Here is a 24,119-nt window from a genome sequence, read left to right on the forward strand (position 1 = left end):
TCAAAATATTTTTAACGATACGTTAAGAATTAGTATCTTTTCATTCGATTTAAACACCCTTCTATGAAATCTCTTTTTTCTATTGTTTTAACAGCCTTAATTCTAATAAGTTGTAAAGCAGAATCACCAATAGAAATTGCTAAAAAAGACAAACCACTTATTAAATATGTCAATCCATTTATTGGTACAGGTGGACATGGCCACACGTATCCTGGAGCAACAATGCCTTTTGGGATGATGCAACTCAGTCCAGATACTCGACTCGATGGTTGGGATGGATGTTCTGGTTACCATTATAGTGATGAATACATCTATGGGTTTTCACATACACACCTCAGCGGAACTGGTGTTAGTGATTATGGTGATATTCTTTTAATGCCAACTAACAGTATCAATTTCAATAATGGAAGCGACAATAAATCAGGCTATCGTGCACATTTCTCACATGACAACGAAATTGCACAAGCAGGTTATTACAAAGTACATTTAGACTCTACTGAAATTGATGTAGAACTAACCGTTTCAAAACGTAGCGGAATTCATAAATATCAATTTCCTAAGGAAAGCGAGCAGTTCCTAATCCTAGATTTAGAGCATCGCGATCAAGTTTTAGATTACAAAATCCAGAAGATAAATGATTCTACAATTTCAGGATTTAGACATTCTAAAGCTTGGGCAACAGACCAACGTTTGTTTTACACCATTCAATTTTCAAAACCTATAAAAAACATCACATACGACGAAAATGGAACTCCAATTTCTAAAAACTATAAATACCAAAGTAAGAAAGCTGCCATAGAATTTGACAATCCAAACAACGATCCTGTTTATGTTAAAGTAGGAATTTCAGCAGTTGATCAAGCTGGAGCAACAAAAAATCTACAGCAAGAAATTGGAAACAAAACATTTGATCAAATTAAAAAAGAAGCTCAAGATACTTGGGAGAATCAACTCGATAAGATTGTTATAGAATCTCAAAATAAAGATTATAAAACAAATTTTTACACCTCATTATATCACACCATGTTAGCTCCAAATCTGTATCAAGATGTTGATGGTCGCTATCGTGGTATGGATTTAGAAATCCACGAAACTAAAGATTTTGAATATTATACCGTATTCTCACTTTGGGACACCTATCGTGCTGCTCATCCGCTCTATACGATTATAGAACAAGATCGCACTAATGATTTTATCAACACTTTTTTATCAAAACATGATGAAGGTGGTATTATGCCTATTTGGGATTTAAGTGCCAATTACACAGGTTGTATGATTGGCTATCATGCAGTTCCAGTAATTTCAGATGCTTACATGAAAGGCATTAGAGGTTATGATGCAGAAAAAGCGTTGCATGCTATGAAACATTCGGCTACGAGAGATAAACTCGGTCTCAAATCTTATAAGGAGTTTGGCTTTATTCCTGTGGAAGAAGAAAGTGAATCGGTTTCTAAAACACTCGAATATGCTTATGACGATTGGACGATTGCACAAATGGCAAAAGCAATGGGAAAGGATGACGATTATAAATTATATACCCAAAGAGCGCAATACTACAAGAACATTTACGATCCTGAAACTAAATTCATGCGTGGACGTTTTAGAAACACATGGTTTGCTCCTTTTGATCCGTATGAAGTGAATTTTAATTATACTGAAGCCAACTCTTGGCAATACAGTTTTTACGTACCACAAGATGTTTCTGGTTTTATGAATCTTCTCGGCGGAAGAGATAAACTAGAAGCGCAATTAGATGAATTATTTATTGCAGAAGCAGAAACTTCTGGTCGCAATCAAGCAGATATCACTGGTCTTATTGGACAATATGCTCACGGAAACGAACCAAGTCACCATATGGCTTATCTTTATAATTTTGTCAATAAACCTCACAAAACGCAAGAAAAAGTACACCAGATTTTAACTGAGTTATACACTAATGAACCTGATGGCATTTCGGGAAATGAAGATTGCGGACAAATGAGCGCTTGGTACGTATTCTCATCTATGGGATTCTATCCAGTAACTCCTGCGAGTAATCAATATATTATAGGTAAACCTCTATTTGATAAAGCCACAATAAATTTAGAAAGCGGAAAACAATTTACAATCGTTGCCAACAATTTAAGTGACACCAATATTTATATCGAACATGTTTTCCTTAACGAAAAAGAGCTAGACAAGACTTTTATAGCACATGAAGATATCATGGCTGGCGGAACATTAGAATTTAAAATGACCGATATTCCTACAATTTGGGGAAGTCGAGAAGGTCAAGAACCTAAAACCGAAATTAATGAACATGTCATTGTTCCTGCTCCTTTTATAGCCAAAGGTGATGTTGCTTTCAAAGGCGAAACAGAGGTTAGTTTGGGAATCGTAAATTCTAATACAGAAATTTTTTATAGCCTAAACAATTCTGAATTTAGGCTATATACTGCGCCATTTAAAATTTCCGAAGCTATGACATTAAACGTTTATGCAGTTGGTGAATTAGGAAATAAAAGTGCAACTATTGAAACTAAATTCTATAAAATAGATCCAAATCTCTCCATCAAATTAGATACCGAATATGCCAATCAATACAATGCTGGAGGCAACGACGCGTTGATAGATGGCATTATGGGTACACAAGATTTTAGAACAGGAACTTGGCAAGGTTACTCAGATAAAGATATCATTGCAACTGTAGATTTAGGAAGCACAAAGCCCATTAGCAACATTTCAATCAACTTTTTACAAGATCAAGGTGCTTGGATTTTTTATCCTACAGAAGTTGAATGTCTTGTTTCAAAAGATGGCAAAACATTTACATCAATCGAAACCATCAAGATTGATACTGCTAAACGAAACGATGATGTACTCATAAAAAACACGTCTTTTAGTTTTCCTACAGAAAATTATCGTTACATAAAAATCATCGCTAAAAAAATAGGCGAACTTCCAAAATGGCATTTAGGTTATCCTCATGATGGCAGAAGTTGGATTTTTGCTGATGAAATATCAATCAAATAAACTTATTAAATTATATTTAGCCAACTAATTAACTCACACATGACAAATCAAAATAATAAATCGGCATTAACTACTCTAGTGACTGTCTTCTTTTTCTGGGGATTTATTGCAGCATCTAATGGTGTTTTTATTCCATTTTGCAAAACCTATTTTAATATTGACCAGTTTCAATCACAGCTGGTTGACTTTGCTTTTTATGGTGCTTACTATTTTGGTGCCTTATTATTATTTATAATTTCTGGCTCTTTAAAAAAGGATATTTATAATAATTGGGGTTATAAAAATGGTATTGTCTATGGTTTATTATTATCTGCTCTTGGTGCATTTGCCATGTTTCCTGCGACTGCAGGTGCAGAACAAGGCGATACAAGTGTTTTTTATCTAGTGCTAATTGCATTATTTATAGTTGGCTTAGGATTTTCCCTCCAACAAACAGGAGCCAATCCATTCGCTATAGCTTTAGGCGACCCTAAAACAGGTTCTCATCGTTTAAATTTAGCAGGAGGTGTTAATTCTTTCGGAACTACGATTGGACCAATTGTAGTTGGTTTAGTAATCTTTGGTTCTGCAACTAGAGGCACAGAAGAATTGGCTACAATGATTGCTAACAATGAAATCACTTTAGTTACTGTACAAGGATTATATGCTGGAGTTGGCGTATTGTTTCTAATTGCTGCTGCACTGTTTTACTTTTCAAAAAAGTTGCCAGCATTAAAATCTGACACAGCATTTGAACCAGCAAATAAAGCTAGAAATCTTCTTATTGTTCTAACCGTAATCATCATTGGATGTTTTGGTTATATTTTTAGCACGTACACAGGTAACGAAACTGCTTCTGAAACATTAGAACACACACGTCTGTTCCTATTAATTATAGCACTAGCTGCTGTTGTAGGTTCATTATTATTTGCATATTCTAGATCTTCAAAAAAAGCAGAAGGTTGGGGAGCAATGAAATACCCACAACTGGTTTTAGGGATGTTAGCCATATTTACATATGTTGGTGTAGAAGTAACTGTTGGTAGTAATTTAGGAGAATTACTCAAAAGAGCGGTAGACGGAACCGGTTTAAACGAATTAGGATTACCATCACTTAATGATGCTCAAATTGCACCTTATGTATCGTTATATTGGGGAGGATTGATGATTGGTCGTTGGGTTGGAGCCATTACAGTTTTCAATCCTAGTAAAGGTTTTAAAAAAGTATTACTTATCATTGTTCCTTACGTAGCGTTTGGAGTCATTATCCTAGCTAATTCAATTAAATATAGCTTTTCAGCAAATGAAATTCTCTTTTTTGGTATTTGTATTGCTGTTCAAATTGGAGGTTTCTTTTTAGCAAAAGATAGTCCTGTAAGAACTTTAAAAGTATTTAGTGTATTGGGTATGTTAGGTATGTTGGTTGGTTTATTCTCATCAGGAAATGTAGCCTTATTTGCATTTTTATCTGGTGGTTTATTCTGTTCAATTATGTGGCCATGTATTTTTACATTAAGTATTGCTGGATTAGGAAAATATACCTCTCAAGGTTCTGCATTTTTAATTATGATGATTTTAGGTGGCGCCATTATTCCGCCAGTACAAGGTAAATTGGCAGATGTATTTAATATTCAATCTTCATATTGGATTGCTGTGGCTTGTTTTCTGTATTTATTATTCTATGCTTTTAGAACTAAAACTGTTTTAGATAAACAAGGTGTTACATATTAATAATTTCGGTTTAACCGGAAAGGAGAAATAATTTTGAGATGAAGAGAAGGAATTTTATCAAGAATGCTGCGTTATCAAGTGCTGGATTAGCTGTTGGCAGTTCTTTAGTTGGTTGTGTTGATAATCCTTCCGAAGAAAAAAAAGAAGCAACCCTGATTTCTCAATCCTCTAAAACTCCTATTGCAATTTGTACTTGGGGTTTTGTAGATGCCAATGCTAAAGCTGGTGAAGAATTAAGTAAAGGAACAAAAGCTTTGGATGCTGCAATTTCTGGAGTTGAAGTTGAAGAAGAAAATATAAAAAATACAACCGTTGGTAAAGGTGGTGCACCAGACCGTGAAGGCAATGTAACCTTAGATGCTTGTGTTATGGATAGCAATGGCGATTGCGGATCTGTATTATGTGTTGAAAATATCACTAACGTTGCTGAATTAGCAAAACGCGTCATGACCGAAACTCCTCATGTTATCATAGCTGCTAAAGGTGCCGAGGAATTTGCTTACCGACAAGGATTCAAAAAAGACAATCTTCTAACCGAAAATTCTAAAAAAGCATGGGAAAAATGGTTAGAATCTCCAGAATACAAACCTTTAATTAATATTGAAAATCACGACACCATTGGCATGCTTTGTATGGATAACGATGGAGATATAGCAGGTGCTTGCACCACTTCTGGACTGTCCTATAAAATGAAAGGTCGTGTTGGAGATTCTCCAATTATTGGTTCTGGTTTATTTATAGATAATACTATTGGAGGTGCTGTAGCGACAGGAATGGGAGAAGAAGTATTGAAAACCGTTGGTAGTTTTTTAATCGTAGAATTGATGCGAAATGGAATGTCTCCGCAAAAAGCATGTGAAGAAGCTGTGAATCGAATTACGAGCAAAAATAACCGTTACAAAGATTTTCAAATTGCTTACATCGCTATTAATAAAGCTGGAGAAACGGGTTCATATTGTATTCATAAGGGATTCACTTATATGAAATATCAAGATGGGAAGAATGAGCAAATTCATTCAGATTTTTTTAATAAAGCTTAAAACCACTTAATCGTCAAATCCACCAATTTTTGTTTAAAATTAGTATAAGGAGGCGTTAATAAATCAACAGCTCCAAGGGTATGTTGTTTTAATACTGAACGCTGATTTGTAAATTCTAAGAACCCAAAATAGCCATGAGATTTTCCAATTCCGCTATTATTAGAACCTCCAAAAGGCAAGTTATGGTTTAGAAACTGTAACAGATTATGATTAATACATGTACTTCCTGCACGCGTATTATTAATAATCTCATTAATACGCTTTTTATTACTACTGAAAATGTAAAGCGCCAAAGGTTTTTCTTTTGAATTGATATAATCTAAAACTTCAGAAATTGACGTGTAGGTTTTCACAGGAAGTATTGGTCCAAAAATTTCATTTTGCATGAGTTCACTGTCTTCTGAAGCGTCAAACACAACGGTTGGTTCAATATAATTTTCTTTTTCTTCGGAATTTCCGCCAATGGTAATACTTGCATTTCGAAACTTTGCGTCTTCCAAATACCCATTCAATCTTTCAAAATGTTTTTGATTTACAATCCTTCCGAAGGAATCAGAATTAGAGACGTCTTCAGAATAAAAATCTTTAAGATGTTTTTTAAAGCTTTTAATAAATTCTGATTTTATAGATTCATTAATCAACACATAATCTGGTGCAATACAAGTCTGACCTGCGTTTAGAAACTTTCCGAAGATAATTTTCTTAACCGCTTTATCTAGATTTGAAGTGTCATCAACGATTACTGGTGATTTACCGCCTAGTTCTAAGGTGACAGAAGTCAAATGCTCTGATGCTGCTTTCATTACAATTTTACCAACCTGTGGCGAACCTGTAAAAAAGATATGATTAAATGGTAATTTGAGTAGCTCTTGCGAAACCTCAACTTCACCTTCAATGAGTGCAACTTCATTTTCATTGAAAAGTTCACTCACAATTTTAGACATCACTTTAGAAGTGTGAGGTGTCATTTCACTTGGTTTCAAAATCACAGCGTTTCCTGCAGCAATTGCAGATACTAATGGTCCAAAGGTAAGATTGACTGGGAAATTCCAAGGTGAGATAATTAGACAAACGCCTTTAGATTCATTTTTAATCCAAGATGAACTCCCTAATAAAGATATTGGTGTGTCTACTTTTTGGTTTCTAAGCCAAGATTTTAAATGTTTACTTATAAATTTGATTTCATCAACTACTGGGTAAATTTCAGTAAGATCAACTTCTAATTGAGGTTTTTTAAAATCTTTATATAGAGCGTCTCGTAATTCTTGCTTATAGGTCTTTTCTATAGCCACCTGTAACCTTTTTAGCTTTTTAATACGATCCTTATAAGTCGTTTTCCCAATAGTTAATTGATGTGCTTTTTGCTTTTCAAAAAGATTTGAATACTTGTTATCTGTGAAATCTATCATTTAATCCTATACGTTTTTATTGAGCTACAAGCCATATTTATGTATTTCGTCGATGTTTTTTTCAAGTGCTTTCATCTTAACTAGAAACCAACCGGTTTATCCATTTTTTTTATCATCATCTATTATGTTGTGTTTCTTTGACATAAGTTTAATAATAAATCCCTCAACGATTATGAAAAAAGTATTAACAATCTTAGCCTTTACATTATTACCTTTCCTTTCAATAGGACAGGAAACAAATGAAGTTATCAAAAATAATGATACTATAGAAACTGTAATCGAAAAAACTAAAGAAATAAAACAAGAGACTGCTTCAAGTTCTACAATGAAAGCTAAAGTTTTAAAACTAAATAGAAAGAAAAGTACTGAAATTATAAGTATTAGAGCTTACAGAAAAAGTTTACAGATAAAAGTGAAGACAATTAAACTTTGCTAGACAGCATATAAAAATACTAAAATTTATATTTTGATTTTTTTCATGTCATTATATTAAATGTCATAATAATTAATAAAAAGTTAGTTATCATCTAGATTCTAATTTTTAAATATCTAATTGTTTAGACTAAACTTACCAAAACTATTTAAATACAGGTTATCCATATAACTTGTCACTTAATCCTATGCGTATTTATTGGGATTCAAGAGTATTTTATGTATTTCATCGTTATTTTTTACAAGTGCTTTCATCTTAACTAAAAATCGTCCGCTTTAACTAAAATATTAATCATCGAGAGTAATGTTACGTTTCTTTGAACTGAGATTATAAATCAAAGCATCGAAGATTATGAAAAAAGTATTAACAATTTTAGCCTTTACATTATTACCTTTACTTTCAATGGCACAGGTATCTAATGAAGATATTAAAACTAATGGTATTGTTAAAACTGTAATCCAAAATACCAATGAATCTAAAAACATAAAACAAGAAACTGCTTCAAGTTCTGCATTTAAAGCTCAAGTTTTAAAAATAAACAGAAAGAAGAGTATTGAAATTATTAGTATTAAAGCTTACAGAAAAAGTTTACAGATAAAAGTAAAAACAGTTAAGCTTTGCTAGTCTTCATATAAAACATAAAAAAATCCGAAACTTGCGTTTCGGATTTTTTTATGTCATAATTTTAAATATTATGAGTCAAAAGTCAATTCTCCTCGAGATTCTTGTTCTTTAAATTTTTGAACTAATTCTAAAGCATCAGGAATCACATCGCTACATAATATAATAAGCGATCCTTTGACTGCATTTTTAACTGCATGAGTTATGGCTTCTTTTTCCGAAGGAATAATAGTCGTTTTCTTATTTGGATCTTTCATTTTAATACCATCATTAAGCATTTTAATGAGTTCCTCTTCTGTTTTACCTCTTAAACGTTTATCCTGACGAATAATGATTTCATCAAACATTTCGGCAGCAATTGATCCCATTTCGTTATTATCCTCTACCCTTCTATCACCTATTCCTGCTATAATCCCCACTTTTACAGTACACTCTAATTCGTCTGTAAACTTTTGAAGTGCTCGCATTCCTGCTGGATTATGAGCATAATCTAAAAGAATTGTAAAGTCGTTAAACTCAAACATATTTAAACGTCCAGGTGTTTGCGATGCTGAAGGAATAAATGTTTCTAAACCAGCTTTCATATCTTCTATACTTATACCTTGAACATGAGCAGCAAGTACTGCTCCAAGTACATTTTGAATCATGAATTTAGCTTTCCCTCCATACGTCAACGGAATATTTTCAGCTTTCATTAAGCGCATTTTCCACTCACCTCTACAAATAGTTACCCAACCATTTTCATAAACTGCTGTAATACCATTTAAACGTTGCATTGCTTTAATATGTGGATTATTCTCATCCATAGAAAACAACGCTACATTACATTCTAAATTACGTCGCATGTCATAAACTAAATCATCATCTGCATTTAAAATGGCATAACCATCGGGTAAAACGGTTTCTGGAATTACCGCTTTCACTTTTGCTAATTGCTCTATGGTATGGATTCCTTTTAAGCCTAAATGATCTGCAGCAACATTAGTAACTACAGCTACATCACACTTTTTAAATCCTAATCCAGCACGAAGTAATCCACCTCTAGCACATTCTAAAACTGCAAAATTCACGGTTGGATCTTTAAGTACAAATTCTGCACTTGCAGGTCCTGTACAATCACCTGTCATTAACAATCTGTTTTGAATATAAACACCGTCACTAGTCGTGTAACCAACACGATAGCCATTCATTTTAGCAATGTGTGCTATTAAACGTGTCGTCGTTGTTTTTCCATTTGTACCTGAGGTTGCAATAATAGGAATACGTCCTGTCTCTCCTTTAGTTGGAAATAATTTATCAATTACTGGTGCTGCAACATTTCTTGGTAATCCAGATGTTGGAGCTAAGTGCATTCTAAATCCTGGCCCAGCATTAACTTCTAAAACTGCACCTCCTGTTTCAGAAAGTGGTTTAGAAATATCTGTGGTCATGATATCGATACCGCAAATATCTAAATCAATAATTTTTGAAATACGTTCTGCCATACTTACGTTTGCAGGATGTATAATATCTGTAATATCTTCTGCTGTTCCACCAGTACTTAAATTTGCTGTGTCTTTCAAAATGAGTCTTTCACCTTCAGCAATAATAGATTCTAAAGTATAACCTGCATCTTTTATTATGGTTTGCGTTAACTCATTTATAGTAATTTTGGTCAATACATTTTCATGTCCATAACCACGACGCGGATCACTGTTTACTATATCTATTAATTCTTGAACCGTTGATTTCCCATCTCCAATAACGTGAGCAGGAGTTCTAATAGCTCCAGCAACTAATCTATTATTAATCACTAATAATCTATAATCTTCTCCTACAATAAATTTTTCTACAATAATTGCTCCACTACGCGAACTGTCTTTTGCATGATGAAAAGCCACTAAAGCATCATCATAATTTTGAATATCTACAGTAATTCCTCTTCCATGATTTCCATCTACAGGCTTAATAACTAAAGGATAACCAACATAGCGACAAGCTTCAGCAAGACTACGTTCTCTTTTAATAATATCACCTCTTGGCACATCAACCTCAGCTTGTTCTAAAAGGTACTTTGTATCTTCTTTATCACAAGCGATTTCTACACCAATACTACTGGTTTCACTAGTAACAGTCGCTTGAATTCGTTTTTGGTTGGCACCATATCCTAATTGACATAATGAGTATTTGTTTAATCTAATCCATGGAATCCCTCTAGCTTCTGCTTCTTCAATAATAGATCCTGTACTTGGTCCTAATCGATCTGCTTCACGAAGTTCGCGCATTTCTTGAATATCATTTTCCAAATCATATGTTTCTCCACTTATTAGTGCTTCACAAATCCTAACTGCAGATTTAGCTGCAAAACGACCAACACTTTCTTCCATGTAAGAGAATACAACGTTGTAAACCCCCTCTTCTCCATAACCACGAGTTCTCCCAAAGCCAGTATCCATTCCTGCAAGTGTTTGGATTTCTAGTGCAATGTGTTCTATAACATGACCCATCCAAGTGCCTTCGTCTACACGCATAAAAAAACCACCTTCACAACCTTCAGAACAACGATGAGAAAACATGGATGGAAACATTGTCTTTAAACGTTCAGAAAAACCTTCAACTTTATTTGTAGGGTATTCCTCCATTTCTTCTAAATCCAATACCATAACAATAAGTTTATGTCTTCTTATTGACCAATAGTTTGGACCTCTCATCGCATTTATCTCGCGTATATTCATGTTTTGTAGTTTTTTGTTAGTGAAAGATTATAAATATATAAATTTTTCCCATAAAAAATTAGTTTATTTTTGTTGCCCAAAACATATGCAATCCCATATTTATGCTGAAGAATAAAGGAACACTAATTCCCATTGGTGGAAATGAAGATAAAGGAATAGAAGAGAGCGAACAATACACTCTAGAGTTCATTGATGAAGGTATTTTATTTCATGTTGTAAGAGAAGCTGGAGGAACAGATGCTAATATTGTTGTAATTCCCACAGCATCAAGTATTCCTGTAGAAGTAGGAGAAAATTATTTAGAAGCTTTTTCTACTTTAGGGTGCAAAAACGTCACTGTTTTAGATATTAGAAGCAAAAAAGACTCTGAAAAACAAGCGTCTATAGATTTAATAAAATCTGCTAATTGCATTATGTTTTCTGGTGGTGATCAATCCAAAATCACTGATAAAATAGGTGGTACAGAAATCCATGAGATTATAAAACACCGTTATAAAAACGAAAAAGGTTTTGTTGTCGCTGGTACAAGTGCTGGAGCAATGATGATGTCTCAAGAAATGATTGCTGGAGGAAGTGCCACAGAAGCATTTATCAAAGGCGCTGTAACCATGTACAAAGGTTTAGGTTTAATTCCAGGCCTAATTATAGATACACACTTTATTAAACGTGGTCGTTTTGGTAGAATTTCTGAAGCTGTAGCCCAATTTCCAAAACTTATTGGTATTGGACTAGCTGAAGACACTGGTATGATTATTAAGAATAATAAATGTCGCGTTATTGGCTCTGGAATGGTTATTATTTTTGATGGCAGACGTTTAAGACATAATAAACATAAAGAATTAAAAACAGGTACTCCAATGTCTCTAACTGGCATGCGCACCCATATTTTATCTAATGGAGACCGTTTTCATATTGACAAGAAAAAAGTGAAAGTGCTACCTATAGAAGCGCCTTTCATCTAGTTTTTTTGATAATCATTTCAATTTCTTGTAGATTTAAATCTTATGAAAACTAGATTTTTCTTCGGAATTATTTTTCTCTTACTCCAAGTAGGTGGCATTGCTTATGCACGATTTGTTCCCGAACGTTTTTTTTGTTGGGCACCTTATGACAGTCACACACTGTTTGAAACCTTAGTAACCATTGACGGAAAAACACTAACACAACAAGAAGCCGAAGCACGCTACAAATACAAAATGAGAGGCTGGGAACAACGCTCAATAGACAATGTTTTCTCACTCATTTCTCAATATGAAGATACTTATGGCAAGGATGACAATGCTAAAGTAACAGTGAAATATTCTACTAATGGTCACCCAGAAAAAGAATGGACATATAAACGATGAACAATCTCGCAGCTTTTATAGTACGACCATTTCAGTTTGTAGGCACAAAAATGCATCCTAATGTATTATTGATGTGTAAACTCTTAGTTATACTTTTAGTCACACATCATTTATTTTTTAAAATTGCAGACCCATTTATTCCTTTTATTCCTGCTCTTGACAGTTTTAACAACTATCCAAATCTCTTTAACTACACATTAAAAACGTTATTTGCTCTAAGTGCTTTTAGCTTATTTTTTAATATCAAAGTGAGAACTGCTAGTTTGGTCATTGGCTTAGTAGTTATACTAAATATTTTAGCATCTAAACCCTTGTTTTTCAATCATACGTTTATTTGTGCATGCGCACTTATTTTGGCTGGATTATCAAATAGCAAACAACCTCCTTATCTATTTATTTTTCAATTGAGCTTGGTTTATTTTGGTGCTTCAATCAATAAATTTTTAGAGCCAGATTGGTGGTCTGGAGCATTCATGGACACTTGGTTAAGAAGCGCAAGAGAAAACCCAGTATATCTATATGTATCGCAATTATTTCCAGATTTAGTTCTAGCAAAACTATTGTCTTATATCGCTATGTTTACAGAGTTTGGTATTGCAATCATGATTCTATTTAAAAGAAAACGCTCCTTAACAATATGGTTTATCATCATTTTTCATACCACCTTATTTACGCTTACTTCTTTTAGATTCGGACATTTCTTAGAATCACTAGTCCTCATTTTATTGGTGTTTCTAAACCTTCCGAAGAAAAAATTAATTATCAATTATAAAGCTGAAAGTTTAAACCTTTTAAAACGGTTCTTTACATTATTAGATGTTGATAAGAAGCAAATTTGGTCACCAATGCCTTCAGAAAACACCCATTGGTTAAGTTTGAAAACAGAAAACGAAACGCTATATAATCATAAAGCCTTAAAAGACATTTTACTCTACACACCTAATGTTTTCATGTTATTAATAATTTTAGACATTATCATTTACATCATTCTTTATAATCACAGGACGACACTATTTATCACCAATGCCATCTTTGTTTGGGCAATGATATTCTATTTTATTCCTATAAATTGGAAGCGTCAAAAAAAGCAATAATTATTTATAAATCGCGATAAGTTCTTTTCCTTCGGAAGTTTTACTCGCACGATACATTCCTTCAGTATTAAAAGGCATTGCAATATCCCCTTTAGTGTCAACCGCAATTAAACCACCATCACCACCAATTTCCAGAATACGTTTATTGATAACTTCGTTAGAAGCCTCCTGCACACTCATGTTTTTATGCTCCATTAAACAAGCCACATCATAAGCAACAACTCCTCTAATAAAAAACTCACCACTTCCTGTACATGAAATAGCACACGTTTTATTATTAGCATAATTTCCTGCACCAATCATCGGACTATCACCAACGCGTCCCCATTTTTTATTGGTCATTCCACCAGTTGACGTTGCTGCAGCAATATTTCCGTTTTGATCGCAAGCTACTGCTCCAACGGTTCCAAATTTTGAATCTTTTTTTGTAGCATGATCCAATTGAAAACTATCTGTATCCTTAATTTCTAACCATTGCTTATGACGAAATTCATCATAGAAATAAGAAGGCTCTTCTAGTTTATAATCCAATTCTTTAGCAAATTGCATTGCACCTTCTCCAGCTAAAAAAACATGTTCGCTTTTTTCCATCACATCACGAGAAAGGCTCACAGGATTTTTAATGCCAGTAATTAAACTTACTCCTCCAGCATTTAGCGTTTTACCGTCCATAATACTGGCATCCATTTCATGAGATCCTGTAGCAGTAAAAACTGATCCTTTTCCTGCATTAAATAATGGAGAATCCTCTAAAACCTGAACCGCTTTTTCAACTGCATCAACAGCTGTTCCTCCGTTTTCAAGAATAGTATACCCTTGATCTAAAGCATTTTTTAAATCTGCTCGGTATTTTGCCTCCAATTCTGAAGTCATCATACCTTTTACTAAAGTTCCTGCGCCTCCATGGATGGCTATTGAAAATGTGTTCATCACTTTAAATTTTAAAATTCAAAAATACACTTTAGTTTCTATTATTTTAATAAAAATGAATCAACTATCTATTAACTAAAAAATTGTATTTTTATAACATAACACCTTAAATAAATCAATGAAAACTAGTTGTTTAGCTGTGCTCTTTTTAATCTTAACTAGTTGGAACATTTTACATGCACAAGACTATACGTTTTATCATTATGGACTAGATGACGGATTGTCTCAAGAAACAGTTAGAAGTATCTTAAAAGATGAAAATGGTTTTTTATGGCTTGGAACACAGGATGGGTTAAATAGATTTGACGGAACCTCTTTTAAAGTCTACAAAAATCAAAAAAAAGATAGTTTATCAATTTCTGGAAATTTTATTAATACACTAGTTGAGGATAATAACAATAATATATGGATTGGAACTAATGATAATGGTATTTGTATTTATGACTCTAACTTAAATAGTTTTAAAAAAACTATAATAAAAAAAGGTAATTGTACTAGCTTATCTAAAATGTCTAATGGTAGTATTATTGCCACTATTTTGAATCAAGGCATTGTTGTTTTTGAAAAGAAAAATGATAATTACCATCCTTTTATAATTACAAAAGCTAATAATGAACAACTACAATTTAACACAAGTTTCATAAACCATGATTCCTTATTTGTTAGCACAAATGAAGGTCGAGTCTTTGTTATAAGAAACATACTTGATGATAACAGAGTCTTTGATGAAATTAAACTAGGTAATTCTGTTGGTGTAATAAATACAATATTTATAAAAGACGACACATTATGGTTAGGGACTTCTAATGGATTATTTGCATTTAATCAGAAAACAAAATCACTCAATAAAATAGAATTAGAGTCTAATGAAAAGTCCGAAAAATTAAATATTGAATCCATTAATTTTTACAATAATGTGTTCTACTTAGGAACGTTTAATGGTCTTTTTATTGCTAAAAATTTTAATGATCTTAAATTTGAAACTATCACCACATACAAGGGAGAACAAAAACATAGTAACTCCATTTCCTCTAATAGAGTTTACGATACATTTACTGATGGTAATTTACTTTGGATAGGAACAAATAATTTGGATGTTGTTCCTTTAAAAAAACCCGTATTTAAAACTATTAACACCAATTCTGAAATAGCTCTTAACAATAGTTTTATTTTATCTTTCGCTAAAAACGATGAGTACTTATTTGTTGGTACTCGTAAAGGTATTAATTGTATTAACAGCAAAGATGAAGTTACCCAAATTACAAAAGAAAACACAAACAACACATTCGCTTTTAATGTTATAAGAGCCATGGCTATTGATCAAGATAACAACTTGTGGGTTGCCACCATCAAGGGCGTTTCTATAATAGATCTTAAAAATTTTAATCCAAAAAAACCTAACATAATTAGTATCTATCATGACGAAACTAATTTATCTTCCTTAAGCTCAAATGCAACTAGAGGAGTTTATATAGACCACAATAATAATGTTTGGATTGCTACTTATGGAGGTGGAATAAATAGATTCACGGGTAACTTAAAAGAGGATACACTAACATTCGAAAATTATAAAAGCGACATTCAGTCTAATTCTATAAGTTCTGACTTTACCTATAATATATCCCAAGACAAGGATTTAAATTATTGGATCACTTCAGAAGATGGTCTAAATAAACTAACATTTGAAACCTCTAATTATTCGCAACCAAAATTCACCAACTATTATCACGACATAAACGATGCTAATAGTATAAGTAGCAACACGACCTTACATACTTGGCATGATGAAAACCAAATTTTATGGATTGCTACACAAGATGGTTTTAATAAGTTTGACCCAAAAAAAAACACGTTTAAGCGTTATGATGAAGAAAATGGTTTAACAAACACCTTTGTTTACAGTATTACTGAAGATAAATCTCATAATTTATGGTTGACAACAAATGGTGGTCTTTTTAAATTTGATAAAAATTCTGAGAAGTTCACCAATTATAATCAACGCGATGGTGTACAAAGTTCAGAGTTCAACTTAGGCGCTCATTATTATGATAAAGATTCTAACCAAGTCTATGTTGGTGGCATTAGTGGCTTTAATATTTTTGACCCAAACAAAGTCTCAGAACTAGATGTTGAGGGTAATATCACATTTACATCATTAAGAGTAAAAGATAAAGAAATAAGTCCATCAACCCATCCGTCTATACTAAATGAAAGTATTACTAAGACAGATGAGATTACTTTACACGACAGAGATTTCCCGTGTTACATTAGCTTTTCAGATTTAGATTTACGTCCCAATAAAAACAATCAATTTATTTATGCTTTAAATGATAATGAATGGAACGACTTAAGAGATACCAGAGAAATTCAACTATTAGAATTACCTAAAGGAAATCATGTTCTCCAAATACAGGGAAAATCTCGTAATAAAGTTTGGAGTACATCGCCTTTGCAACTAAAAATAAAAGTAATACCTCCTTGGTACAAGAGTAACTTTATGTATTGTTTATATATACTTGCTTTTTTAGCTCTTGTATATATATTTTATCGTTTAAGCTTACAAAAACAAATTGCTAATCAAGAGTCTAAACGTTTACAGGAATTAGACAATTTAAAATCCCGTTTCATCACAAATATCACACATGAATTTAGAACACCTTTAACAATAATTCTTGGTTATTTAGATAATTTAAAAGAACGCTTTTCTAGTAAAGACGATGTTAATTCCTCATTGAACACCATAGAACAAAGCAGTAACAGCTTGCTTAATTTAGTCAACCAAATGCTAGATTTAGCCAAGCTAGAAAAAGGACAACTTAACTTAAATTTAATTCAGAATGATATTGTAGCCTACTCAAAACATATTGTCGATAGTTTTTTAAGCATTGCTCCAGACAAGAAAATTGAATTAAAATTTAGTGCCAATCCAGACAAAATTCTTATGGATTATGATGCCGAAAAATGGCGTCAAATTCTTTCTAATTTAATTTCCAATGCCTTAAAATTTTCGTCTAAAGATTCCGAACTCAAAATAGACATTACCAAAATAGAAAAGAATACGCTTCGAGTAAAAGTCATAGATCAAGGTCATGGAATTTCGGAAGAAGAATTACCATATATTTTTGATCGCTTTTTTCAAGTTGAAAACAATGAACATAAAATAGCACAAGGCACAGGTATTGGTCTTGCCTTAATAAAAGAATTAGTTGAACTTTTTAAAGGAAGCATTAATGTTAAGTCTAAATTAAACATTGGCACAACCTTCACGGTAACATTACCAATAACCAATAACGCAGAAGAAAAAGTTTTAGATCTTAGCGACAAAACAGTAACAATTGACAAAGTTGTCCCACAATTAAATGACATCCTTGTAGATAAAGATTCTAATACAGTACTCATAGTTGAAGACAATACAGATATGGCTCATTACATAGCTTCTTGCCTACAACCACATTATAAAGTTAGTTTTGCTAAAAATGGTAAAGAAGGATTGGAGCTTGCTAAAGCTAACATTCCGGATATTGTAATTACAGATGTCATGATGCCAATTATGGATGGTTATGAACTCACTCAAAAACTTCAAGGCAACACTAACACCAATCATATTCCTATTATAATGTTAACCTCCAAAGCCATGCAAGAGGATAAAATTGAAGGAATTACAAGTGGTGCAGATGCTTATTTAACCAAACCTTTTCAAAAAGAAGAATTAATATTACGCATGCAGATGCTAATTGCTAAGCGAAAAAAACTGCAGGAAATATACTCAGTTCATACAATTGTAGAAAAAACTGAGCTTAAAAAAGTAACAACCGATAAAAACCTCATCTTTTTAAATAAAGCTATAGAAGCCATTCATAAACATTTGGATAATTCAAATTTTGGAGCTATCCAATTAGCGAGATTTATGCTCATGAGTGATTCTCAATTATACCGAAAACTAAAAGCCATTTCCAATACAAGTACAGCAATTTTTATAAGAAAAGTTCGCCTAGAAAAAGCTAAAGAATTACTAAAAACTACTGATTTATCCATTTCTGAAATCGCTTATAATACAGGATTTAACGATCCCAATTGGTTTAGTAAGGCTTTCAAAGAAGAATTTGACCAAAGCCCAACTGAATTCCGCAACTAATTGATAATCAATAACAAAAAAGTATTACTAATTGAATACTCCCTATCCTTTTTCTTCATTTTGAAAAAATACTACCCGTTTTTGAAAAAATAATCTAGACCATGTCTTGAGTTTAATAATAAGTTTACAATGCTATTAATCATTAAATCAACATATTATGAAAATTTCAACAATTCTAGCTTCTCTCTTAATTATCAATTCTAGCTTTCTTGCTGGTCATGTTTCTATTCAACTTCTAGGAAATCTCAATCCTTTTATTCTTGGAGGTGCCGAACTTATTTTAGGTGCATCCTATTATATTCACACCATTTTTAGGGACGTCAGAAACACTTTTGATGTAGATGTAAAACTATAATCATAAATAAATTTATTAATACTCTAAGTACCATAAAACGTTTGTCAAAAATTGAACACATAAGGTATTATTATCAACCAATAATTGATAATTTCAAATTTTATTTCTAGAGTTTGAAAGCAAATTTAGGGTGCAGATTTTTCTAAAAAAACAACCAATGACACTTTATACATTACCAGCTGTACAATAAGCTTTGAAACAATTCTAATCAATTCATAAAATTAAAAATATGAAAAAATTATACACTTTATTTTTAACTCTTTTTATTGCAACATTATCCTTTGGCCAACCTGCAAATGATAATTGTAATAATCCAGAGTTAATAACAGTTACAAATACATCTACAAACTTTATTTTCGATATTAATACAGCGGTATTAAATAATGAAACTATTTGTGGTGCAACTACAGATTTTGCAGATGTTTGGTACCAATTTATAATGCCTCTAGATGGTAATATATTTGTAGATGGTTCAATTAGTTGGAATAATTTTGCTTTATATGATTCATGTGGTAGTACAGAAATTGAGTGCGTAAACACAAAAGATCTTTTTACTAATCTAACATCTGGAAACACCTATTTTTTACGTGTTTATAGAACATCTACCGATGCATCAAATACAAGCTATCAAAATTTCAGTATTAAGGCTTTTCCAACAGCAACAAATGATGATTGTACTTCTGCTGAAAACATTTCAGTTTCAACAACAGTATCTACAGTAAGTTTTGAAGTTGGTGGAGCATCTGTAAATAATGAAATTGGATGCTCAGGAGCTACTTTAGATTATGTAGATATATGGTACGATTTTACAATGCCAGTAAATGGTAATTTATATATTGACGCTAGTATAAATTGGAATAATATCGCTTTATACGATGGTTGTGGTGGGACATTAATACAATGTGGTACCAGCAATGAGTTTATAACTGGTTTAACTTCTGGAACAGATTATAAATTACGAATTTTTAGAACTAGTGCAGATGCAGACAACACTTATTTAAGCTTCAGCATAATTGCTTATGAAGACGTAACCAATGACGATTGCGCTTCAGCAGAAAACATAATAATCTCCACAACACAATCCACAGTAAATTTTGAAATTGGTGGAGCATCCATTAACAATGAAATTGGATGCACAGGAACCACAACAGACTATGCAGACATATGGTACTATTTCACAATGCCAGTTAACGGAAACCTATATGTTGATGGCTCAATTGGCTGGAACAATTTTGTTTTATATGACACCTGTAATGGCACAGAAATACAATGTGGCACTGCCAATCAATTATTTACTGGCTTAATAGCGACAACAAATTATAAATTACGCGTATTTAGAACTTTAGCTCTTACAGATAATGACAATTACAGATCGTTTTCTATTCAAGCCTTTGAAATTATAAATAACGATGATTGTACCTCTGCAGAAACTATTGTAGTTACAGACTCACCAACTACGATTAACTTTGGGATTGCTGGTGCTACCATTAATAATGAAGTTGGCTGTTCTGGAACAACTGCAGAAGACTATGCAGATGTTTGGTATGAATTCACAATGCCTACCGATGGCAATGTAAGTATTGACGGAACACTAAGTTGGAATAATTTCGCACTCTACGATGCTTGTAATGGCAATGAATTAGGTTGCTTTCAGTCTGATGGAGATTTTGTAGGCTTAACAAGCGGAACAATATATAAGCTTCGTGTTTTTAGAACTTTAGTACTTGCAAATAATGATGTTTACAAAAGTTTTACTATTCAAACATCTGAAACCTTGAGCACAAATAACTTTGCTACAGAGAATAGCATTATCATATACCCAAATCCTACAAATGGAATATTAAATATTTCTTCGGAAACCACTGTTGATTCTATTTTGGTCTATGACATCCTCGGAAAAATTGTAGCAAAAACATTTAATCAAAATTATATTAATCTAGAACATTTAAACTCTGGAATGTACGTTGTAAAAGTAAAATCTAACAGCACTATTGAATATCAAAGAATACTACTAGAGTAAATACTAAGTCTAGAATTTAAGCCCATAATTGAAAATTGTCTTCAATTATATTTTTGAGTATAAAAGTCGCTTACATGGAGCGACTTTATTAATCTTCAGTAATTAGTAAACCAATGTTTATGTCGAAACTCATCATAGAAATAAGAAGGCTCTTCTAATTTATAATCCAATTCTTTAGCAAATTGCATCGCACCTTCTCCAGCTAAAAAAACATGCTCACTTTTTTCCATTACATCACGGGAAAGACTTACAGGATTTTTAATTCCAGTAATTAAGCTCACTCCTCATGCATTTAAGATTTTTCTGTCCATGATACTTGCATCCATTTCATGAGATCCTGTAGCTGTAAAAACAGACCCTTTCCCTGCATTAAATAGAGGTGAATTTTTAAGACCTGAACTGCTTTTTCAACTGCGTCAATGGCTGTTCCACCAGTTTCTAAAACAGTATAACCTTGGTCTAAAGCGTTTTTTAAATCTGCTTTATTTAGGCCTCTAGTTCTGAAGTCATCATCCCTTTAACGAGTGTTCCTGCGCCTCCATGTATGGCTATTGAAAATGTATTAATTTCATTTTTTTAGATTTGAAAATTACACATTGTATTTTAAATAATTTCTATGAAGTGATAAGTTTTTGTAAATTTGAGTAACTACTAAAACCTACGCATGTCTGAAATTCAAATTTTGATTGTAGAAGATGATCCTATTATTTGTGAAGACATTAGAAGTATGCTGTCAAATGTTAATTACAAAACTGTTGGTGTGGCTTATGATAAGAAGGATGCTATTGATGCCATTAACACATTAAAACCTGATTTAGTATTACTAGATATTAATTTAGAAGGCAATTTTGAAGGTTTTCAAGTCGCAGAACATATTAACAATACTAAAAAGATACCTTTCATTTATCTCACATCATACTCTGGAAAACAAATTTTAGACCAAGCAAAAAAAACCCTACCAATGGGTTATGTTGTTAAACCTTTTAACGAAAAGGAACTCTATTCAACCATTGAAATAGCCTTGTATAGTTTTTCAAAATTCATATTACCTATTAATTTAAATCGCGAGATCGTTAATTCATTAATAAAAACGCCTTTAACACAAAAAGAGTTTGAAACCTTAAAAGGCCTGCATGAAGGAAAAACGAATCAAATATTAGCAGAAGATCAATACGTAAGTGTTAACACCATAAAATCTCATATAAAAAATATTTACGAAAAAATGAATACGCACACGCGGTTGGAAACAATTACTTTACTTAACGAATTGTTGCGCTAATTTCCTCTTGGAAATATAATAGAAATTTCAGTTCCATGGCTAGTATTAGTGGTAACTGTTGCTTTCAATTTGTTTGTAAATAAGCTGATTAAACGTTGGCCAAAAGATTCTGTTTTATTTTCAATGGTCTCATCTATTCCTATACCATTATCTTTAACAATTAATACATGATCCCTATCCAACTCTACCATTATTAGACTTATTGCTGGCAATTCAATTGTAGTTGCTGGAAATGCATGCTTTAGTGCATTAGTCACTAATTCGTTTACAATTAACCCAATAGGTACTACAGATTCAATATCCATAATGATATTTTTTGCTTTGATCTCAAGCTTAATATCGCCTTCTGTTTTATTGTAAGAATTGAGGATGTTTTCAACCAAACCTTCAAAATAGTTTTGAATATTGACCATATTTAGGTCTTCACCAACATATAAATTTTTATGCAATATGGCCATAGATTGCACACGATTTCTCCCATTTTGTAAAATCTCGTGTACTCTTTCATCTGTTACATACTTAGATTGAAGATTAAGTAAACTAGAAATCATTTGTAAATTATTCTTAACACGATGATGTGTTTCATGCAATAAAAGCTCTCTATCTTTCAAAGCTTTATTAATAATTCGATTTTTTTGAATAATTTTTAAGTAAATTTTATACAAAGCAATTACCAAAACAAGTAGTAATAATAAACCTATAGTTGTTATAATTGCTATGGTTTTAGACTGTGATACTTCTTTATCTAAAAGCTGTTTTTCTTTATTTAAAAGAGCAATCTGTACATCTTTTTTTTGCTTATTGTATTGTGCTTCTTTTTCAGCAATAATTTCTAATGATTCTTTTGAGTAGATAGAATCGCTAATCAGTTTAAACGACTCATAATTCTCCAAAGCTTTTAAATAATTTCCACTTTTTTTATTAGCGTCTGCTAATAGTTCGTAAGCACGTTGTTGTTGATTTAAAGACTGATGCTCATCATAATTAAATACGTCTTTTAAATACGTTTTTGCCTCAGCATATCTATTCAATTTAATCAAAATCTCTCCCATATTAAGATTAGATTCGCACAAATTATAGGTACTACTCAACTTTTTTCTAATATTAAAGGCTTTAAGATGTTCTTGGTAGGCATCTTCTAGCCGACCTTCTTCCTGTCTTAATATCCCCAAAAAATCGTAATGAAACCCCATTTCTCTTTGAGTTGGAAAGATGACATTTAACTCTTTTTGCTTCATTAAATGCATTTCTGCTTTTTTGAAATCACCCAGTTCGATATAAACCAATCCTAAATTAGCATTTACGCTAGCCATACCAGAACTATCTTTTAAAATTTCAAACTGTCTCAGTGCTTTTAAATATTGATCTTTTCCTTTTTCTAGTTGATCCATATTGAGATAAAAACTAGCTAAGCTATTATTAATTTTAGCTTTTTCTGTTGGGCTTCCTATTTGGTTATAAATTTCTGCAGCTTCAATAAGACGTTTTTGGGAAACTACATTTTTACCTAAAAACATAGAAATAGAACCTATAAAATGGGCACTCTTGGCAATATCAAGAGAATCATCATGTCTTTTTGAGTACTTGTGAATATCTTCATAATAATCTAAAGCTGTGCTATAATCTCCATGCCATCTATGGCTAGCTGCAAAAATATAATTATTACGTCTTAACGCTATACTATCATCTTTACTTATATAATTAGCTTCTAAATTTTTCGCTGTTGTTTCTGCCAAATCAGGATTCCGTTGCACTATATATTCTCCCAATAAAAACAAGGCTTCTTTCTTATCACTGATTACTGAACTAGTCTTAATAATGTTCTGTAAACTATCTTGATACTTATCCAATTTAGCATCCTGTGCAACTAAAACATTGCAGGATACTAAAATAACGATACAACTTTTTAAAATTTTATACAACTGTCTATTTCTTATGGTTACAAAGGTAGTAAACACAAATTTTAAAAAAACCACCCATTAGTATGAAAAAAAACTTCGCCTAATTTAAGAATTTTACAC

The 24,119-nt window shown here is 32.3% G+C and carries 16 protein-coding genes and 1 pseudogene; 12 read left to right on the plus strand and 5 right to left on the minus strand.

All coding sequences use genetic code 11. The features are described 5' to 3' along the window. Positions 1 to 63 precede the first annotated feature (63 nt). Genes IM744_RS12495 through IM744_RS12505 form a run of 3 tightly spaced genes read left to right on the plus strand, consistent with a single transcriptional unit; the run spans position 64 to position 5,762 of the window. Entirely contained in the window at positions 64 to 3,012 is a 2,949-nt protein-coding gene (locus IM744_RS12495) for a GH92 family glycosyl hydrolase (RefSeq protein WP_194508486.1), read from the plus strand. Positions 3,013 to 3,051: 39 nt separating this feature from the next. Continuing rightward, positions 3,052 to 4,722 carry an MFS transporter gene (locus IM744_RS12500; protein WP_194508487.1) on the plus strand — a complete coding sequence of 557 codons (1,671 nt, stop codon included), beginning with the start codon at positions 3,052 to 3,054 and terminating at the stop codon, positions 4,720 to 4,722. Positions 4,723 to 4,760: 38 nt separating this feature from the next. After that, positions 4,761 to 5,762: an isoaspartyl peptidase/L-asparaginase family protein gene (locus IM744_RS12505; protein ID WP_194508488.1), complete on the plus strand. Its 1,002-nt coding sequence runs from the start codon at positions 4,761 to 4,763 to the stop codon at positions 5,760 to 5,762. On the opposite strand, the gene IM744_RS12510 is transcribed toward IM744_RS12505, so the two are convergent. Further along, positions 5,759 to 7,171, minus strand: coding sequence for an aldehyde dehydrogenase family protein (locus tag IM744_RS12510; RefSeq protein WP_194508489.1), 1,413 nt, complete (start codon positions 7,169 to 7,171; stop codon positions 5,759 to 5,761). The two genes, IM744_RS12505 and IM744_RS12510, sit on opposite strands and share 4 nt — an antisense overlap. A gap of 172 nt (positions 7,172 to 7,343) precedes the next feature. Here IM744_RS12510 and IM744_RS12515 point away from each other — a divergent pair, with 172 nt between their 5' ends. Beyond that, positions 7,344 to 7,607: a hypothetical protein gene (locus IM744_RS12515; RefSeq protein ID WP_194508490.1), complete on the plus strand. Its 264-nt coding sequence runs from the start codon at positions 7,344 to 7,346 to the stop codon at positions 7,605 to 7,607. A 348-nt stretch (positions 7,608 to 7,955) separates the two neighbouring features. Then, the gene (locus IM744_RS12520; protein WP_194508491.1) at positions 7,956 to 8,228 is read left to right on the plus strand and encodes a hypothetical protein; all 273 of its coding nucleotides are present in this window, start codon (positions 7,956 to 7,958) and stop codon (positions 8,226 to 8,228) included. Positions 8,229 to 8,296: 68 nt separating this feature from the next. On the opposite strand, the gene cphA is transcribed toward IM744_RS12520, so the two are convergent. Then, positions 8,297 to 10,939, minus strand: coding sequence for a cyanophycin synthetase (gene cphA / locus IM744_RS12525; RefSeq protein ID WP_194508492.1), 2,643 nt, complete (start codon positions 10,937 to 10,939; stop codon positions 8,297 to 8,299). 101 nt (positions 10,940 to 11,040) lie between these two features. Here cphA and IM744_RS12530 point away from each other — a divergent pair, with 101 nt between their 5' ends. Genes IM744_RS12530 through IM744_RS12540 form a run of 3 tightly spaced genes read left to right on the plus strand, consistent with a single transcriptional unit; the run spans position 11,041 to position 13,379 of the window. Next, on the plus strand, positions 11,041 to 11,901 hold the full coding sequence (locus IM744_RS12530) for a cyanophycinase (protein WP_194508493.1): 861 nt from the start codon (positions 11,041 to 11,043) through the stop codon (positions 11,899 to 11,901). A 42-nt stretch (positions 11,902 to 11,943) separates the two neighbouring features. Further along, a complete protein-coding gene (locus IM744_RS12535; protein ID WP_194508494.1) occupies positions 11,944 to 12,285 on the plus strand; it encodes a hypothetical protein in 342 nt (113 codons plus the stop codon). Next, positions 12,282 to 13,379: an HTTM domain-containing protein gene (locus tag IM744_RS12540; RefSeq protein ID WP_194508495.1), complete on the plus strand. Its 1,098-nt coding sequence runs from the start codon at positions 12,282 to 12,284 to the stop codon at positions 13,377 to 13,379. Before IM744_RS12535 ends, IM744_RS12540 begins: the two co-directional genes overlap by 4 nt. Here the strand turns inward: IM744_RS12540 and IM744_RS12545 are convergent, their stop codons facing one another. After that, the gene (locus tag IM744_RS12545) at positions 13,380 to 14,309 is read right to left on the minus strand and encodes an isoaspartyl peptidase/L-asparaginase family protein (RefSeq protein ID WP_194508496.1); all 930 of its coding nucleotides are present in this window, start codon (positions 14,307 to 14,309) and stop codon (positions 13,380 to 13,382) included. Between the two features lie 118 nt (positions 14,310 to 14,427). Between IM744_RS12545 and IM744_RS12550 the strand changes: the two genes are divergently transcribed. From IM744_RS12550 to IM744_RS12560, 3 genes are all read left to right on the plus strand, one after another. Continuing rightward, positions 14,428 to 18,444 (plus strand): hybrid sensor histidine kinase/response regulator transcription factor, encoded by a 4,017-nt coding sequence (locus IM744_RS12550; RefSeq protein ID WP_194508497.1) that lies wholly within the window; start codon positions 14,428 to 14,430, stop codon positions 18,442 to 18,444. A gap of 157 nt (positions 18,445 to 18,601) precedes the next feature. Beyond that, a complete protein-coding gene (locus IM744_RS12555) occupies positions 18,602 to 18,799 on the plus strand; it encodes a hypothetical protein (protein ID WP_194508498.1) in 198 nt (65 codons plus the stop codon). A 229-nt stretch (positions 18,800 to 19,028) separates the two neighbouring features. Further along, a complete protein-coding gene (locus tag IM744_RS12560; protein WP_194508499.1) occupies positions 19,029 to 20,819 on the plus strand; it encodes a T9SS type A sorting domain-containing protein in 1,791 nt (596 codons plus the stop codon). 110 nt (positions 20,820 to 20,929) lie between these two features. On the opposite strand, the pseudogene IM744_RS12565 reads toward IM744_RS12560, so the two are convergent. Next, positions 20,930 to 21,386, minus strand: a pseudogene (locus IM744_RS12565) (isoaspartyl peptidase/L-asparaginase); the annotation flags it as partial. 97 nt (positions 21,387 to 21,483) lie between these two features. On the opposite strand from IM744_RS12565, the gene IM744_RS12570 reads away from it, so the two are divergent. Next, positions 21,484 to 22,098 carry a response regulator gene (locus IM744_RS12570; RefSeq protein ID WP_194508500.1) on the plus strand — a complete coding sequence of 205 codons (615 nt, stop codon included), beginning with the start codon at positions 21,484 to 21,486 and terminating at the stop codon, positions 22,096 to 22,098. Here IM744_RS12570 and IM744_RS12575 read toward each other — a convergent pair. Next, positions 22,095 to 24,020 (minus strand): histidine kinase dimerization/phosphoacceptor domain -containing protein, encoded by a 1,926-nt coding sequence (locus IM744_RS12575; protein WP_194508501.1) that lies wholly within the window; start codon positions 24,018 to 24,020, stop codon positions 22,095 to 22,097. The genes IM744_RS12570 and IM744_RS12575 overlap by 4 nt on opposite strands. Positions 24,021 to 24,119 lie beyond the last annotated feature (99 nt).

This window comes from Psychroserpens luteus (genome assembly GCF_015319355.1).
Taxonomy (GTDB): Bacteria; Bacteroidota; Bacteroidia; order Flavobacteriales; family Flavobacteriaceae; genus Psychroserpens; species Psychroserpens luteus.

Excerpts from the sequence above, each read along its gene's own strand:
- IM744_RS12545 (WP_194508496.1), bottom strand. The coding sequence starts at position 14,309 with ATGAACACATTTTCAATAGCCATCCATGGAGGCGCAGGAACTTTAGTA.
- IM744_RS12500 (WP_194508487.1), top strand. The coding sequence starts at position 3,052 with ATGACAAATCAAAATAATAAATCGGCATTAACTACTCTAGTGACTGTC.
- IM744_RS12505 (WP_194508488.1), top strand. The coding sequence starts at position 4,761 with ATGAAGAGAAGGAATTTTATCAAGAATGCTGCGTTATCAAGTGCTGGA.
- IM744_RS12560 (WP_194508499.1), top strand. The coding sequence starts at position 19,029 with ATGAAAAAATTATACACTTTATTTTTAACTCTTTTTATTGCAACATTA.
- IM744_RS12530 (WP_194508493.1), top strand. The coding sequence starts at position 11,041 with ATGCTGAAGAATAAAGGAACACTAATTCCCATTGGTGGAAATGAAGAT.
- cphA (WP_194508492.1), bottom strand. The coding sequence starts at position 10,939 with ATGAATATACGCGAGATAAATGCGATGAGAGGTCCAAACTATTGGTCA.
- IM744_RS12510 (WP_194508489.1), bottom strand. The coding sequence starts at position 7,171 with ATGATAGATTTCACAGATAACAAGTATTCAAATCTTTTTGAAAAGCAA.
- IM744_RS12520 (WP_194508491.1), top strand. The coding sequence starts at position 7,956 with ATGAAAAAAGTATTAACAATTTTAGCCTTTACATTATTACCTTTACTT.
- IM744_RS12550 (WP_194508497.1), top strand. The coding sequence starts at position 14,428 with ATGAAAACTAGTTGTTTAGCTGTGCTCTTTTTAATCTTAACTAGTTGG.
- IM744_RS12570 (WP_194508500.1), top strand. The coding sequence starts at position 21,484 with ATGTCTGAAATTCAAATTTTGATTGTAGAAGATGATCCTATTATTTGT.
- IM744_RS12535 (WP_194508494.1), top strand. The coding sequence starts at position 11,944 with ATGAAAACTAGATTTTTCTTCGGAATTATTTTTCTCTTACTCCAAGTA.
- IM744_RS12515 (WP_194508490.1), top strand. The coding sequence starts at position 7,344 with ATGAAAAAAGTATTAACAATCTTAGCCTTTACATTATTACCTTTCCTT.
- IM744_RS12540 (WP_194508495.1), top strand. The coding sequence starts at position 12,282 with ATGAACAATCTCGCAGCTTTTATAGTACGACCATTTCAGTTTGTAGGC.
- IM744_RS12495 (WP_194508486.1), top strand. The coding sequence starts at position 64 with ATGAAATCTCTTTTTTCTATTGTTTTAACAGCCTTAATTCTAATAAGT.
- IM744_RS12555 (WP_194508498.1), top strand. The coding sequence starts at position 18,602 with ATGAAAATTTCAACAATTCTAGCTTCTCTCTTAATTATCAATTCTAGC.